The 15463-nt window shown below is 39.2% G+C and carries 15 protein-coding genes and 1 CRISPR repeat array; of the genes, 9 read left to right on the top strand and 6 right to left on the bottom strand.

Going from position 1 to position 15463, the window contains the following annotated elements; all coding sequences use genetic code 11:
• Position 1 precedes the first annotated feature (1 nt).
• A CRISPR array of direct repeats spans positions 2–550; the repeat unit is 24 nt; unit sequence ATCTGAACCATGTGGGATATAAAG.
• 262 nt (positions 551–812) lie between these two features.
• The 4 genes from N2257_07990 to ribD all read left to right on the top strand — a co-directional run bounded on the left by N2257_07990 (position 813) and on the right by ribD (position 4226).
• Complete coding sequence (locus N2257_07990) at positions 813–1544, top strand: hypothetical protein (protein MCX7794324.1); 732 nt, start codon at positions 813–815, stop codon at positions 1542–1544.
• Between the two features lie 31 nt (positions 1545–1575).
• Positions 1576–2157, top strand: coding sequence for a hypothetical protein (locus N2257_07985; protein MCX7794323.1), 582 nt, complete (start codon positions 1576–1578; stop codon positions 2155–2157).
• Positions 2158–2191: 34 nt separating this feature from the next.
• On the top strand, positions 2192–3055 hold the full coding sequence (locus N2257_07980; protein ID MCX7794322.1) for a ChaN family lipoprotein: 864 nt from the start codon (positions 2192–2194) through the stop codon (positions 3053–3055).
• Positions 3056–3158: 103 nt separating this feature from the next.
• Positions 3159–4226 carry a bifunctional diaminohydroxyphosphoribosylaminopyrimidine deaminase/5-amino-6-(5-phosphoribosylamino)uracil reductase RibD gene (gene ribD, locus N2257_07975; GenBank protein MCX7794321.1) on the top strand — a complete coding sequence of 356 codons (1068 nt, stop codon included), beginning with the start codon at positions 3159–3161 and terminating at the stop codon, positions 4224–4226.
• On the opposite strand, the gene N2257_07970 is transcribed toward ribD, so the two are convergent.
• From N2257_07970 to N2257_07960, 3 genes are read right to left on the bottom strand one after another with little or no spacing between them, the layout of a single operon-like run.
• Positions 4227–4616 (bottom strand): hypothetical protein, encoded by a 390-nt coding sequence (locus N2257_07970; GenBank protein ID MCX7794320.1) that lies wholly within the window; start codon positions 4614–4616, stop codon positions 4227–4229.
• Positions 4573–4938, bottom strand: a complete 366-nt coding sequence (locus N2257_07965; protein ID MCX7794319.1) for a HEPN domain-containing protein — start codon at positions 4936–4938, stop codon at positions 4573–4575. Before N2257_07965 ends, N2257_07970 begins: the two co-directional genes overlap by 44 nt.
• Before the next feature lie 2 nt (positions 4939–4940).
• On the bottom strand, positions 4941–5186 hold the full coding sequence (locus N2257_07960; GenBank protein ID MCX7794318.1) for a hypothetical protein: 246 nt from the start codon (positions 5184–5186) through the stop codon (positions 4941–4943).
• 103 nt (positions 5187–5289) lie between these two features.
• Between N2257_07960 and N2257_07955 the strand changes: the two genes are divergently transcribed.
• A complete protein-coding gene (locus N2257_07955) occupies positions 5290–5412 on the top strand; it encodes a hypothetical protein (protein MCX7794317.1) in 123 nt (40 codons plus the stop codon).
• A gap of 61 nt (positions 5413–5473) precedes the next feature.
• A complete protein-coding gene (gene trxB / locus N2257_07950; GenBank protein MCX7794316.1) occupies positions 5474–7096 on the top strand; it encodes a thioredoxin-disulfide reductase in 1623 nt (540 codons plus the stop codon).
• A 1-nt stretch (position 7097) separates the two neighbouring features.
• On the opposite strand, the gene N2257_07945 is transcribed toward trxB, so the two are convergent.
• From N2257_07945 to N2257_07935, 3 genes are all read right to left on the bottom strand, one after another.
• A complete protein-coding gene (locus N2257_07945) occupies positions 7098–7943 on the bottom strand; it encodes a zinc dependent phospholipase C family protein (GenBank protein ID MCX7794315.1) in 846 nt (281 codons plus the stop codon).
• 53 nt (positions 7944–7996) lie between these two features.
• The gene (locus tag N2257_07940) at positions 7997–10765 is read right to left on the bottom strand and encodes a choice-of-anchor D domain-containing protein (protein MCX7794314.1); all 2769 of its coding nucleotides are present in this window, start codon (positions 10763–10765) and stop codon (positions 7997–7999) included.
• A 188-nt stretch (positions 10766–10953) separates the two neighbouring features.
• The gene (locus N2257_07935; GenBank protein MCX7794313.1) at positions 10954–11538 is read right to left on the bottom strand and encodes a response regulator transcription factor; all 585 of its coding nucleotides are present in this window, start codon (positions 11536–11538) and stop codon (positions 10954–10956) included.
• A 157-nt stretch (positions 11539–11695) separates the two neighbouring features.
• On the opposite strand from N2257_07935, the gene N2257_07930 reads away from it, so the two are divergent.
• The 3 genes from N2257_07930 to N2257_07920 form a co-directional block, all read left to right on the top strand.
• Complete coding sequence (locus tag N2257_07930) at positions 11696–13348, top strand: ammonia-forming cytochrome c nitrite reductase subunit c552 (protein ID MCX7794312.1); 1653 nt, start codon at positions 11696–11698, stop codon at positions 13346–13348.
• Between the two features lie 43 nt (positions 13349–13391).
• Entirely contained in the window at positions 13392–13886 is a 495-nt protein-coding gene (locus N2257_07925) for a hypothetical protein (protein MCX7794311.1), read from the top strand.
• Between the two features lie 10 nt (positions 13887–13896).
• Positions 13897–15463, top strand: a 1567-nt coding sequence (locus tag N2257_07920; protein MCX7794310.1) for a molybdopterin-dependent oxidoreductase, incomplete at its 3' end; no start/stop codon positions are given.

The following is a 15463-nucleotide window of genomic DNA, read 5'->3' as shown; positions in this document are numbered from 1 at the left end:
CATCTGAACCATGTGGGATATAAAGAAAATGATATAGAAAAATTTAAAAAGGCTTTGAATTGTTTCATCTGAACCATGTGGGATATAAAGAGCGTAGTGCCTCCATCAGTCTTGGCTGATGACGCTATGTTTCATCTGAACCATGTGGGATATAAAGCTACTCATTATTTCAACAACCAACTTTCCTACATAAGTTTCATCTGAACCATGTGGGATATAAAGTTGGGCATTCATTGAATTCAGGGCATGCTGTAAATGTTTCATCTGAACCATGTGGGATATAAAGTCGCTTACATTCACTTATGTCAATGCGACAACATTTACAGTTTCATCTGAACCATGTGGGATATAAAGGATGGCAACAGAATCGTTATGGGAGTTGAAAAAAATGTTTCATCTGAACCATGTGGGATATAAAGAACAAACCTTTAGCAGTTTATCAATGCGGCAATAAAAGTTTCATCTGAACCATGTGGGATATAAAGCTACAAAAGATTTGATTAAGTTTCTCAGTCAAATTTGTTTTATTTGATCCATGTGGGATATAAAGGTAGGTATGTCGGATATGCCTTTGAAGGTGATCGTTACTCCTTAATGGAGCATATGTGTTTTATCTTTTTCAGGATGGAGGGGGAAGAGGGAGTGATGTTACAAATTAAGATTGATGACAGAGACTCCGAAGATTCTTAAAGAGTTAGAGAACGCTGATAGAAAAAATTGTCTTGAAAAATAATATAAAATTTAAATAAAATTTCAATATTTTTGATACTTAGATTAAAAGTTATTTTTTGAATAAAAAACAGGAGGTAAGGATGAGGAAGGTTGTTTATGTAGTTATCCTATTAATCAGTTTGGCTTTCGTGGGTGTATGTTTTGCTGAGACTTCTATAGAGGCTACTGGAGGTACTATAGTTGTAAAAAATATGAAGGTCACAGGTCCCGGTGGTAGCGGTACTTTAAGGCAGGAGGGAATACTTTATGGCATCAGGGGAGTGAATTATTTAAAGATCTCTGACCTGCTTGTGGTGAGATCAGAGGTATCTGCTTTTTTTACTGATATGAAGGATATGGATAAGTATGGATTTAAAATTGCTTCAGATGTTAAAACAATTGCTTTGAGAACCGCTCTTGCCCTTGAAGGAGATGATTCTGTGGGTTTTTTCTTTGGTCCGGTCTGGAGGGTCACATGGATGGATGTTAATTTTGATCTTGTAAATAATCCTTTAATTAAAGGTGAAGGAAGTGCTAGGATAAGTGAGTTTTATATTACTGAGTCATTCAGGTTTAAAGGAGAAACAGGACCTCATCGTTTAGAATTTATTGCAGAAGTGTTTATACCCATTGATGGGTCATCTAAATCTGAATTTAAAAATACTCTTGGTTATAGAGAGGAAGAGAGTGAATACATAGATTTAGGGCTTGGTTATGGTATAGAGCTTAAATATTCATACAAACAGTTTTTATTTGGTGCACGATACCAGGTTAATTCTGCTGGTAACTTAGATTTTTACTATACAACTTTTTTAGCCGGGATTATCTTTTAGATTTATAGAGCACTTTTGATATAATTTCTCTATGAAGAAGCTTTATTTGAAAGTTACAAGTGGTTTTTATAAACCCTTTAGCGGGGAGGTTTTTGATGGAGATGCATGTATAGGAGAGATTAAAGAGAAGAATATTAATCTTTTAAGAAAAATTCTTTATTTTACAGTTTTTAGAATGATCTTTCCTCTCGATTATGAAATATTTATAGAATCCTGGGATCAAAAATTCTATCTAAAAAGAAAAAGGATTTTTTTAGATGACAGGAGGTATTTTTTAAAAGGTCAGTTAAATGAAAACATTTATGTTTATGAAATATGCAGATTTAGAGATTTTTTAAAAATAGATCTTACAAAACCCTTTGTGACAGCACATCTCTATAATAGTATAGGAGAAAAGGTAGCCTATTTAACAACAAGATTTGGTTCATATAGATTTTCTTTATATGACGGGAAAAGTAATTTTAAAATCTCTGAATTTGAATGGAGAAGATTTAGTAAGTTTTTAAGTTTTTATAGTGATTGTTATATAGATTTTTTTTCAAACACTAAGGAACATCTTCTTTTAAGTTTATTTTCAGCTTTAGTACAGAGTATTATAAAACAGAAGCGATAGTGGTTTTTGGTTCTGCTTTGTGCTAAATTAAAGTATGTATACCTTTCTTAAGAATAAATTTTTACTACTTCTCTTACTTCTGGGTATAGTGCTTGCTACTTTTTCTTTCTTAATAATTTCTTTCAGTTATTCTGGAAAGTATATATTTAAAGTAGAGAAGGGCAGGTATTCTTTTCAGAATATGGTAGATGATCTTACTAAAGCTGATGTTGTATTTATTGGAGAAAGTCACGGTTTTGAAAAACATCATGAAACCCAGCTTGAGATAATAAAGGCCCTTCATGAAAAAGGAATAGCGATTGCCATAGGCCTTGAGATGTTTACTGCTCAAGACCAGAAGATACTTGACAGGTGGGTATCAGGCGAGATTGGTGAGAGAGAATTTATTGAGGCATTTTACAGGAACTGGGGAATTGGCTGGAAGTATTACAAGGATATCTTTCTCTATGCGAGGGATAATAAAATTCCCATGGTCGGTCTGAATGTACCGAGGGAGATAACAAGGAAGATTGCCGAAAAGGGTTTTCTATCTTTAACTGAGAAGGAACTATCAAAGCTACCTCCAGGGATAAGCTGTGAGGTGGATGAAAAATATATGGATCTCCTTATAAAGATTTTTCAGGTGAAGGCTCATGACAGGAGGTCCTTTCAGTTTTTCTGCGAAGCCCAGATCGCCTGGGATCAATCTATGGCATGGTACATTAATGAATACATGAAGAGAAATCCTCAGAGAAAGGTAGTGGTATTAACCGGGAGCATCCATGCCTGGAAATACGGTATACCGAGACAGCTCAAAAGACTTGCAGATTTAAAGTACAGGGTAATTTTGCCTGATCTTCCATCGGGCAGTGAAAAGGTTACGGTTGACGATGCTGATTATATAATATTTCACAGATAATGAATTACAGTAATTATCACCATTAACAATTCCTCCAAGTTTCTTTTCCTAAAATTTATTTTTACTTCTTGAAGAGATAATATAGATTGGATTAAAATCTTTCATGTCCTCAGATATCTTTTATATGAAGAGGGCTTTAAGGCTTGCAAGGAAAGCACTCGGTATGACCTCACCAAATCCCCTTGTGGGTGCAGTGGTTGTAAGGTCAGGCAGGATTATTGCTGAAGGCTATCATGAAAGACCAGGGCTTCCCCATGCAGAGGCAGTGGCACTTGAGAGGGCAGGCTCAAAAGCAAAAGGAGCTACCCTTTATGTGAATCTTGAACCGTGCTGCCATCTTGACAAGAGAACCCCGCCCTGTGCACAGGCTATTATTAAGGCAGGAATAAAAAGGGTTGTTATCGGTATGATTGATCCAAACCCAAAGGTATCGGGAAGGGGTGTTGAACTTTTAAGAAAGGCAGGTATAGAGGTCAAAACAGGGGTTCTTGAGGAGGAGGCAAGGCGGCTTAATGAGTTTTATATAAAACACATAACTACAGGCTTACCCTTTGTTATTTTAAAAATTGCAATGACACTTGATGGAAAGATCGCAACTGAAAAGGGTGAATCAAAATGGATTACCTCTCTTAGCTCCAGAAGATATGTTCATAGATTAAGAAGTTCAGTAGATGCTGTTCTCACAGCAATCGGTACAGTTAAGGCTGACGATCCTGAGCTCACGGTGAGATATGTTAAGGGAAAGAATCCTGTAAGGGTTGTTATAGACCCTGATTTTGAGACTCCTCTTAACGCAAGGGTTATGAATACCCCGCCAGCTACAATAATATTTACAAAAAGGACAGACCACCCTCCTTTACCCCAGGGTGTTTCGATTGAGTATTTTGAATCTGAAAGGCTCAACCTTAAAGATGCCCTTAAGAGGCTGTATCAGAAAGGTATCACCTCTGTGTTAATAGAAGGTGGTTCATCCCTTAATTATTATGCCCTAAAGGATGAGATAGTTGATAAGGTCTTATTTTTCATTGCTCCGAAGATAATAGGTGGTAAAGATTCTCTCACTCCTGTAGGAGGAATATCTACAGGTCTTGAGAATCCATGGAGGTTGAAGGATATAAAGATAAGGCGTCTTGAGGAAGATATTCTTATTGAAGGTTATATAGAAAAATAATCAAAGGATTTCCAGTTCCCTGAGTCCTGAGTTAAGCTCATAAAGAACTATTCCATTTATAAGAGATGCCTTTGCAAGAGGATTGTTTTTTCTTATCATTTTCTTAAAGGTCTCTATTCCATAACCGATGGGTTCTATAATGCCATCGTGGTCAAGATTCCTTAGTTTAAGATTATTCTTAAGAAAATCTATTTCATCTTTGTAGATTACTAACACATAAAGGGGAGGATAATTTGGAGGTAAAGGTCTTTCATAAGGGTCAAAGAGTATAACTCCAGCAATGGCCTTTGTCCTTTCTTCATGAATTCTGCTGAGAAAAAGACTCAGACCATCAAAGAAAAACAGATTACCCCATTTCTCTTTTAACGAATTCCATGATGGTCTTTGCATGCCTGAGTGCCTCCTCTGCCATTGTCTTGTCAATATATTCAGACGGGACTCCCTCTGGAATAGAAGAGGGCATTCTCAATGGAAGACTGTAGGTTTCGAGGACCTTTGCTGAATGGAGTATCTCCGAAGGAGCTTCAGAGAATTTCTTAAGGATATATACCAGTGAGGGATTGGAGAATAGCTGTTCCTTCTCTTCAATTAGCTGGTAAAGAGAGATATGGGCTGCCAGATAGCTCATTAGGCAGGAGCTGTCATAATGGTTTTCCTTAAGAAGGATTTCTCCGGCTCTGATTTTTTTGTCAGCCTCTTCAAGCCATTTCATTATTACACCTCAAACCTGATTTTATTTCCTATTATCTGTCCAAGAATTGATGACAGCAGAAAAAGGGGTATGTAGAGAACCTCTATGTGAGAGAATATCCTTGCAAGGGCTATAAAAGGTATGGGTAGATGGATGAAGATGAACCATCTGGGAGAGAACCTTTTTGCCCCTCCTCTAAGAAATCCTGAGGGCAGGTTAAGAATAAAGGCTAGATTAAATAGCCCTGTTATGAGGCCCAGCTTTTCCATAGCCTATTATAACTGAATTTGCAGGTCTTTTCATAATCCTTCATAAAATTCATTATTGACCTAAGAAATAACATTGGTGTAAGCTTTTTAAGGAGTTTTAAAAATGTCCCTTGCTGAAGAATATGTACCGAGATATACTTTAGAAGACTACAGAAGATGGGAAGGTGACTGGGAGAAGATAAATACGATAAGGTCTTTGACAGTGATACCGGTAGCTTTGAGATAGAGCTCAGGGAATACTGTAGTTTTAAAATAGAGCCTGAGAAATTATTCCTCTAATCATTCACATGGCAGAAAAAGAGCTAATTACAGAGGATATAAAGAATGTATTGAGAGATGCCTTCAGAGACCTCAGGGATGAGGTTGTCATTGAGCTTTTTACAAAAGAGGGTGTTAATGATGCCTTTAACAGGGCTGCAAAGGAGCTACTAACAGTCCTTGGAGAATTATCTCCAAAGATAAAACCAGCCTTTTATTCTATAGGAGATGAGAAATCAAAAGAGAGGAATGTCCTTAGGTCACCAACCCTCCTTATAGCACCGGATAAATATAATATCCGTTTCACTGGTGCACCGGTTGGAGAAGAGGGCCGCTCCCTTATCATGACCATAATCATGGCATCCACAGGAACAACAGTGCTTTCTGAAAAATCCCTTAAGAAACTAATGAAGCTCAAGGAAAAAAGGGATGTAAAGGTCTATGTAAGCCCTCTCTGTCCTTACTGTCCGCAGCAGGTTAGCTATGCTGTTTCTGCTGCCATTTTCAGGAAAGAATTAGTGAGTGTGGAGGTTATAGAGATATATGAGAACAAAGATCTTGCCCTTGAGCTCGGAATAGTCTCTGTGCCCCAGACCTATATAAATGATATCCTCACAGCACCTGGTGTTGAATCAGAGGATGATTTTATAAATTCCCTTCTCAATCCAGAAGCACCCCGGGAGGGAATAAGGTTTGAATATACAGAGGTTCCTTCAGAACCTGTAAGAAAAGATATTGTTATCATTGGTGGTGGGCCTGCAGGACTGACTGCTGCTATTTACGCAGAGAGGGCAGGCCTGAAGACTGTTGTCCTTGAGAGGACAACCCCTGGTGGACAGGTAGCAATAACACCTGTTGTTGAGAACTATCCTGGATTTGCAAGGATTCCCGGCAAGACCCTTGTTGAGCTCCTCATTCAACATGCTGCGCAGTATACAGAGATACACATCGGTGAGGATGTGAAGGATATACATAAGGTTGACCATGAATTCCATGTTAAGACAAACAGGGCAGTATATATTGCAAGGGCAATAATCATTGCCACAGGTGCATCAAATAAGAGGCTCGATGTCCCTGGAGAAAAGAGATTTTATGGAAGAGGAGTGAGTTACTGCGCAGAGTGTGATGGTTATTTATTCAAGGATGGAAAGAAGGTCATAGTTGTTGGCGGCGGAAACACAGCCCTCACCTATGCCCTTTATCTCAAGTCTCTCGGAGCAGATGTGACTGTTGTGCACAGACGTGATCAGTTCAGGGCTGAAATGAGGCTTCAGGAGAGCTTGATAAAAGAAGGGATAAAGGTCCTCTGGAATTCAGAGGTCATTGAGATAACTGGTGATAAGATTGTTAAGGCAGTAAAGATAAAAAACAATAAAGATGGCTCAATAAGGGAGATGCCTATTGATGGCGTATTCATAGCCATTGGCTATGAGCCTAGCAACAGGGTGGCAAACATGCTAGGCCTTAAACTCGATGAACAGGGATATATAGTGGTGGATTCTCATATGAGGACATCCATGCCCTATGTGTATGCAGCAGGAGATATCACAGGTGGCGTAAAGCAGATAGTAGTAGCAGTTTCACAGGGATCACTTGCTGCTCTCTCAGCCTTTGAGGACTTAAAAAGTCCATACTGGGTTGAGAAGGTTTAATCTATTTTGAAAAGTTAAAGCCTTTTTTTATCTCTCTGATTGTAATATCAACTGCATTCTTATAATCTCTTTCACAGAGCGAGACAGCGATTTCAAGCAGATTTAAAGCGTCTTCCTCTGTGACCTCTACGCCGAACATCTCAAGGGCTAACTGGGAGCCCAATGCTGCAAGGGCTTTTTTGTTGTAAGGATCAGGAAGTGTAAGTGCAATTGCATATCTGTTTACAAGATTTCTGAATGTCAGCTCTGCGGTGGCAAGGGTGAGTAAATCTGTCCTTTTTACTTTCCAGACAAATACTTTTATCAGAAGATTTAAATCACCTGCAGAACGAAAGAGATTACTGTAGAGCAATTTTTCTCCCAGTCTTCTATCATCTCTGTTACGGAGCAGAAGGTCTATAGCTGATTCTATTATCATGTGAGCAAATTCTGGATCAATACCTGTAATTTCTCTTAGCTTACAGGCCTTCTCTATTACATATCCCTGATAGTATCCGTTTGTAACACATATATTGTTTCCAAGGGGATTTATTCTGTGGGCATAATAGTCAGCTCCAGAGACTTCATTATGGCTCAGCCAGCCAAGGGCAAATATTCTCTGAGTATAATTAACAGCATATGGCCTGAGGTCAATATAGAAATAATGGGTATCCTCAAATGAAAAAGGCCATTTTTCAGGATCAGCATAAATTGCTATATCGGGTGCGATGCTTCCATAATAAAGGTCATTATCCTGGATCTGAAAAACCTTTTCAGCTATATAAATATGCGTTCCAGGATTGAAGGCACTGGAACTTGAGATGAATAGAAAATTTAAACCAAGTATAATCAATACCAATCTTTTCATAATTGCCTCCTTGAATATCAACTGCCTTCTTTTTTGTGAAGGCAAATGCCTTTTTATTTACAGAGACCTTCCATGATTCGCTGAATCATTTTTGAAAGATTTGGAGCTGCCTGACCTGTAACAAAATCTGGTGGCACTGGCTGTCCGTCTGTTCTTCTGTAGGCATCCATGAACTGCGCACAGGCACCGGATATATCACCAGCCTCTATAAGCTGACCTGATTTGACGAGCATGTTTCTCAGAGCCTTCAGCCTGTTTCCAGCAGATTTGCCCGGTCCGGAGCCGGTGAGAGCACCATTTTTAACTGATTCGTCAAAGAAGGAGATAAGTATGTTCATATCATCCCTGTCAACATCCATGTCACGATCAAAATCACCCGGGATTAATTCAAAACCCCTTCCAGCAAGCGTGATAATAATCTGAGGCTGTTCTGGATCATTTGATTCGATTATTAGATTGGCTGAATGGGAACCAAGTTCGTTAGGATTAAATGTAATATAAACAGTAACAACGCCACCGGGCTGAACTGATAAAGGATCTTTATTATTTTGTGAATAAAAATTATAATGAAAATATTCTGGTTCTGACTTGGAAACTCCCTGCAGATAGACCCTGTTTATGGTGAGGTCCTTTCCACCCGTATTGAAGATATTTATTCCCAGCGTTATTTCACCGCCTACAAGTATATCTCCGAAATCAATTCTTGTTTCCGGAATAAATATGTATGGAAGATCGGGTCTGAAGAAAGGTGCATAGATTGTTCCGAAATCTCCTATAAGCGGTCCATATACCAGTCCGAGTTCTATATTCAGATCTTCATCGTTTGAATCAATAATTAGATTATCATGATAATTTACAGCTATAATTTTTAAAAACTCTGCATTTACGGCCACACCCACTGTACAGGCGTTCAGTGAAGGAATAGTTATCGGGATATTGCCACAGGGCTCAGAACCATAATTGAAATCTATCACAAAAACCGGTCCTTTTCCCTCTAAATCCAGACCTGTAGTCAATCCGTAAACATATAAAGCAGTGCCACCCCTGTTATAAATTGTTAATTCCCTTTTATCATTTGCAGAAGTCAGATTTATTGTATTAGGTATTACATAAATTTTGGGATTGTTTTGTAAATATATATTCGGTATTGCCGTGATTTGAAGTGAATAATTAAAAGGATAATTTTTCTGAGACCCAATACAGAAGGTATAATCATCTTCGGTAAGTTCCTTTGCCTCTACATGTATTCCGCCGGGGATACTGCGTAGGGAATATCCCTGAAGTGAAGTCTCTCCCTTATAGAAGTTCAGCCATACCCCTTCGTTACCGGTAATTTTTACAAAATATAAATCAATTAATAAATCCATGAAATTTTCAGGTAGCCGTATACTGTAACAATCTGGATCTCCGGGATAAAGGGTCAAAGAAGAGTAATCACCTTTATATACATACCCTCCGCCTAAAATATTAAATTTTCGAAGAGAAAGCCAGCCCGCAGCCGGTCTGCTATCATTATTCTCAAAGGCATCATCAAGTGGTGTAATTTCTCTGAAGTACTTTTCTATCAGAGCTGCTGATGATTTTATTGCTGTGTCAAGGAGGATCTCTTTAAGGCCATTTCCTGACATTGATGAAGCAAAGGTGGAAGTTAAACTGCCAATCTCAAGAGCAATAGATGACATGGGTTCACTTATGCGGCCATAAAAATCACCCACTGCAGTTCTTGTACTATGGCGGTAAGAGGCACCAGGTAACAGCGGAAGATGAATAAAATCATAGTTGCTCGGATTTTTTATGGCATTACTTATAGAATCCTCCCAAGAACGGTGGTCAGCAGTTGCATCATTTGAAATATGATAGGGTACGGTTAGATCCTGAATGAGATGGAGTATCCAGCCAAGATAGAATAAGGCATCGCTGACATTTTCATCGCCGCTGATTCTCTGATTATTGTATCTTACTGGCCAGGTTGGGCAGTAATTAAGGGCTTCAAGGTTTGCCCTGCCCTGTGCTTTTTGTTTCAGACAATTCATAAAGCCGCTATAACAACCCAGATCCTTTAAGTCACCCTCAGTAAATCCACAGTAAAATCCGCCATAACAATCCGAAATATTTATACCACAGGAATAATTCAGGCAGTAAAGAATATCATCTGGATGAGGTTTTGTCGTATATATGCTCCTTAAATAATCTGAATAGTAGCGCTGACACTGCGGCATTCCCCCTTTGTAAGTACCCATGAGACTGCCTGTTGTACTGCATTCAAGAAGTGGTATATCGGGACACAGAGTAGCTCCTGCATTAACATATTCCAGCGCTCCCAGAATTGGAACGGAGCCACCAGGCCAGAATCTTCTGGCTGTATCAAATAAGCCGGCTGCATATTGCTGAGCTGTAAGGTTTCCAGAATAGGCGATATTGACCCATTCATACCCAAAAAGACCTGTTTCAATAGGACCTGTCTGAAAGTAATGATGNAGTGTGTCACAATCAAAGGCCTCGTGCCACTCATGACCTAATAGCTCTGCATCCCATTTACAGATGGTGCTGCCTGTATGATCTGCCCTCCAGATACCTTCTAATACAGAATCACGATAGGTATATAGAATCTCTCGATACATCCATGAAATGTTATCCTGCCTGCTCAATAAATAATCTATTGCTTTCACGGTAATCCATTGATGAACTTCATTAGCTGAAGGGCTTGAGCCGGCATTGTAGGCATAAGCTGTCTGAATATTTATCTTTAGAAATATAAGAGCAACGAAAAGCATTATAGTTACAAGTATCTTTATGCTTTTATTATTGTATTTTTTGTTCATCCTTGCCTCCTTTCAAAGGCTTTTAGAGGTTTATTAAATCTTTAAGCTACGCCTTGTATTTATGCATCAGAATGCAGGTTTCTTTCAGAATTTAAAAGAGCATTTTTATAATTACAATTTAGAAGACACTGATGACAATTTCAATTAGACATATTATGGAAAAAATGTAAACCTTTGGGTTAATTCTTTTAGATTAGTTTATCCTTTAAGAGATTAGTAATTAACTGTGAGCGGCTGGAAACATTGAATTTTTTAAATATCCTGCTCAGATGGGTTTTCACTGTCTGATCACTTAAGGAAAGTTTTGCTGCTATTTCTTTATTAGATAGCCCTTCTTTAAGAAGTTGCAGTATCTCTGCTTCTCTCCTGCTTATATAACCAGGTCTGTTACTTTTTAATAAAAGCCCTGTTTCTTTCATGAGTTTTATATACTTATTTTCAATCCATATCTGGTCCTCGCAGACTACCCTGAGTGCCTTTTTAAAGAGATCAAGGTCCGTATTTGCAGAGATAATACCATCAATTTTATAGAGGAGAAAGATATCAATGAGATTTTTTTCATCTGTACCGAAATCAAGAAGCAGTACCTTTGTATTACTGAAGCGGGATTTCATATCATCCTTTACTGTTTCGGGGTCAACAATTACAAGATCCGGATCATCCCTGTTTTCAGGATTGCATATCCTGTACTCAGGGCAGATGCCTGAAATAAATTTATTTAACAATTCAGAAACAATCTTATTTTTGATGTTAATAAGTATATTAGTTCCCATATACCACAGATAACTCATTTTAAATATATTTGTCAAACAAGCTTTTATAAAATTAACAGAAAATTAACACCTCTTTACCCTAACTTTACTTTATTTCGTGATAAGATTTAACAGAATGCCCTTCGGGCATTAATATAAATATCAAAGGGGAGGTTATATGAAAAGAGGCTTTGTGCTGATAATTATATCTGTAATATCCTGTCTCGTGATTCTATACTTTGTAACAGGAGCTGGCGCGCAAAAAGCGGTTATAAAACCCGTAAATGTTGAGACCTGTTATGGCTGCCATCAAGAGATCAAGGATTTTCATTCAAAGGGAAAACATGTAAAGGTAAACTGCGTAAACTGCCATGAGGGACTTGAAAAACATTTAAAGGAAGGACCAGAGGCAAAACCTATCACAAGGCTTGACCATGCTACCTGCGGTAAGTGCCATAGGGAGCAGTACGAATCCTTTGTTGCTGTAAATCTCGAGTCAAAGCCCAAGGTAGAGAAGGCAACAGCAACAAGCAGGTCACCGCTTTTTGACACAATAATGAGACCCCATGGTTTTACAAGAGAGCATGCTGAGCCAAGAAGCCATGTGTTTTCCCTTGTTGATCATCTTCTTGTTGACAGGGCATATGGAGGAAGATTCCAGCCAAAGGACTGGATAAAGGTCAATGATGGAAAGCTTGCTGAAAAATCTGCCTGGGAGGTTTTAAAGGACATGGATCCTGCAAGCTCTGACCAGAAGATATTCCCTCCCTATACTCCAAGGACTGCTGCCACAGCTGCCAATCCAGTATGTCTGAGCTGTAAGACTCAGGACCATATATTGAAATGGGCTTACATGGGTGACAAACATCCGAAGGCAAGGTGGGACAGGACATCAAAGGTTGTGGAGTTTGCAAGAGATCTGCATCATCCTGCTAACTGCTTTATGTGCCATGATCCTCATTCTGCAGGTCCACGAGTTGTAAGGGATGCCCTCATCAATGCAGTTGTTGACAGGGCAGAAGGAACATATCCTTATGATAAAGAAAAGAGTAAGAAGATTACGATGACAAAGGTTATGTTCAGGGACTTCAGAGCAATAGGCACTCTTAATAAAGCAGATTCTAATCTTATGTGTGCCCAGTGCCATGTTGAATACAATTGTAATCCTGTAATTGATATCAGGACAGGCGAAACTATTGGCATGGCTGATAGAAGGACAAATGAATTCCAGTGGAGAAATGTCTTTGATTATGATGCCTGGGTGGAGAAACAGGGATACAGGGATTTTCGTAATGAGGTCACTGGTGCACTTGTCTCAAAGATTCAGCATCCTGAAACAGAGGTCTACTGGGGCAGCAGGCATGAGCGTGCCGGTGTGGAATGTAAGGACTGCCATATGCCAAAGGTAAAGACAAAGGATGGTAAGAAGACCTACACATGGCATGGACAGAGAAGTGCAAAATACATGAAGAAAGATACCTGTCTTAAGTGTCATCCTTACTGGACAGAGAAAGAGGCTGAATACCAGATAGATGCAATCCAGAACTATATAAGGGGAAAGATGAGAAAGGCAGAATTCTGGCTTGCTGAATTCGTAAAGACCTATCAGCTTGCAAAATCTGTTGGAGTACCTGAAGATGTTCTCATAGAGGCAAGAAAGTTCCACACAAAGGCTCATACAAAATGGGAGTGGTGGACAGCAGAGAATTCTGATGGTTTCCACAACCCCGATCAGGCAAAGGCCTCCCTCCTTGAATCCATACAGACCTCTATTGACGGTGTGAAGTTCCTTGAGAAGGCAATTGATGATAAACTGAAAGCTGCTAAATGAGAGGGCGGGGCTAATGCCCCGCTTTTTTTGTCTGGAGGCACAGATGAAGTTTAAAAGATTATTAATATCTTTCATGGTAATGAATTTATTTTTTTTATTATATGTAAACCTTATCCTGGGTCACAGAAATAGTGCTCCGACTATGGAATGTCTGACATGTCATGAGGGTGAAATTATTTCAGACATGGTAAAGATTGAAGGTGTCCCGATATCTTATGTCCCCAACAAGACCTACACAATGACCGTAACTATAAATTCAGACCTTGAAAGCATTAGCGACAGCAGAGGTGGATTCAGTCTTGAGGTATCTGCAGGGAAATTAATAATTAAGGATAAGAAAAATACCCAGCTCATAAATGGATTTTTAACCCATACACAGGAAGGAAGTGAATTAAGAAAATGGAATTTCCAGTGGCGTGCTCCTTCCAGAAAGGATGAGGTGACTATTACAGTAATGGCAGTGGCATCAAATGGAGACTATTCACCCGCAGGCGACAGGACCGGTGCAGCAAGTTATATAATAAAACCTTCAAAATAGGAGGTTGAATATGAAACTCTCAAGAAGGGATTTTCTAAAAACAACTGCCATTATAGCTGCTGCCTCTGCAGCAGGTATTGAGAGTCCTTTAAAGGTTTTTGCAGCTCCCTTCCCGATGAAGACAATACCTGTTGGTCAGTGCAGATTCTGTGCTGTTGGCTGCACCATAGTTGCGGACTGCGAGGTTGATGATAGTGGAAAGGTGATAAAGGTCCTTGCGCTGAAAGGTGACCTCAGGAGTCCTGTTAACAGGGGTGTGCTATGCACAAAGGGATTTTATCTTCATAAGGCAATCTCTTACAGAGAAAGGCCAAAAGGTGCACTAATCAGAAAGGAATGGATCAATCCAAAGACAGGAAAGCCAGATATGAATAATTCTCCACGGGTAGTTTATGGCAGAACAACAAAGGATCCAAAGGGACTCAAGCCGTCAGAGATTGATCTTAAGGAAAATTTTGTTGAAATATCATGGGAAGAGACAATAGAGTTTGTTGCCAGTGCAGTTGAAAGAGCACTTAAAGAGTTTGGCAGGTTCAGCGTAGCCTATTATGGAAGCGGTCAGCTAGGAACAGAAGAAACCCATATAATGAATAAAGTATTCAAGGGTGGTGGGCTTCTTGCGAATAATTCTATAGAAGGACAGCCAAGGATGTGCATGGCTTCTGCTGTTGTCGGATATCTCTATACCTTTGGTAAAGATGAGCCTTATGGTTGCCTTGATGATATAGATGTTCCTGATCCTGATTATGGCAAACATGCTGATACATTCTTTCTAATCGGTAACAATACTGCAGAGGCACATCCAATAATATTCAACAGGATTGCTTCATTAAAACAGAAGTTTCCTGACAGAATAAAGATTATCCTTGCTGATCCAAGAAAGACCCGTTCGGGCACAATAGCAGATCTCTGGCTTCCATTTGCAAGTGGTAGAGACATGGCTTTATTGAATTCTATTGCCTATGTAATTACCCATGAGCTTGATGAGGCAAGATATGATATTGAGAAGGGCACTGTTAATGCAAAATGGAAGTATCTTGATAGAAAATTTATTGAAAGACATGTTAGCTTTGGAATACATGAAGATGTAAAAAAGATATGGGTCAAGACCTTTTATGGTGGTACAAGGGGAGATGCCTGGGACCTCACATATACAAATACTCCAAGAAGGGTTTATCCTGACCCGAAAAAGAAATATAATTCAGAGGAAGAGATAATAAAAGACCTTTACAGGGGATTTGCTATATTTCTTAAATTTCTTGAAGATTATAAACCGGAGAAGATATCGGATATTATTTTTGAAGGTGAATCGCCTCTTCTTTATGACAGACAGACTAAGACATGGAGGAAACTCAGTGGTTCTGAAGCAATAAGGCTTGCGGCAAGGTGGTTTGCAGAGGGTTATACACTTTCTGCCTGGTGTATGGGTGTTAATCAAAAACTTCAGGGAACATGGGTTAATGCAACGCTTCATATGCTTCATCTGATCACTGGAAAGGCTGTTAAACCTGGTAGACATTCCTTCAGTTTCACAGGCCAGCCAAATGCCTGTGGTGGAATAAGGGCACCAGGTGCAC

Source organism: Thermodesulfovibrionales bacterium (assembly GCA_026417875.1).
GTDB lineage: Bacteria > Nitrospirota > Thermodesulfovibrionia > Thermodesulfovibrionales > CALJEL01 > CALJEL01.
Note: the sequence above shows the minus strand (reverse complement) of the source record. Positions and strands in the feature narration are given on the sequence as shown.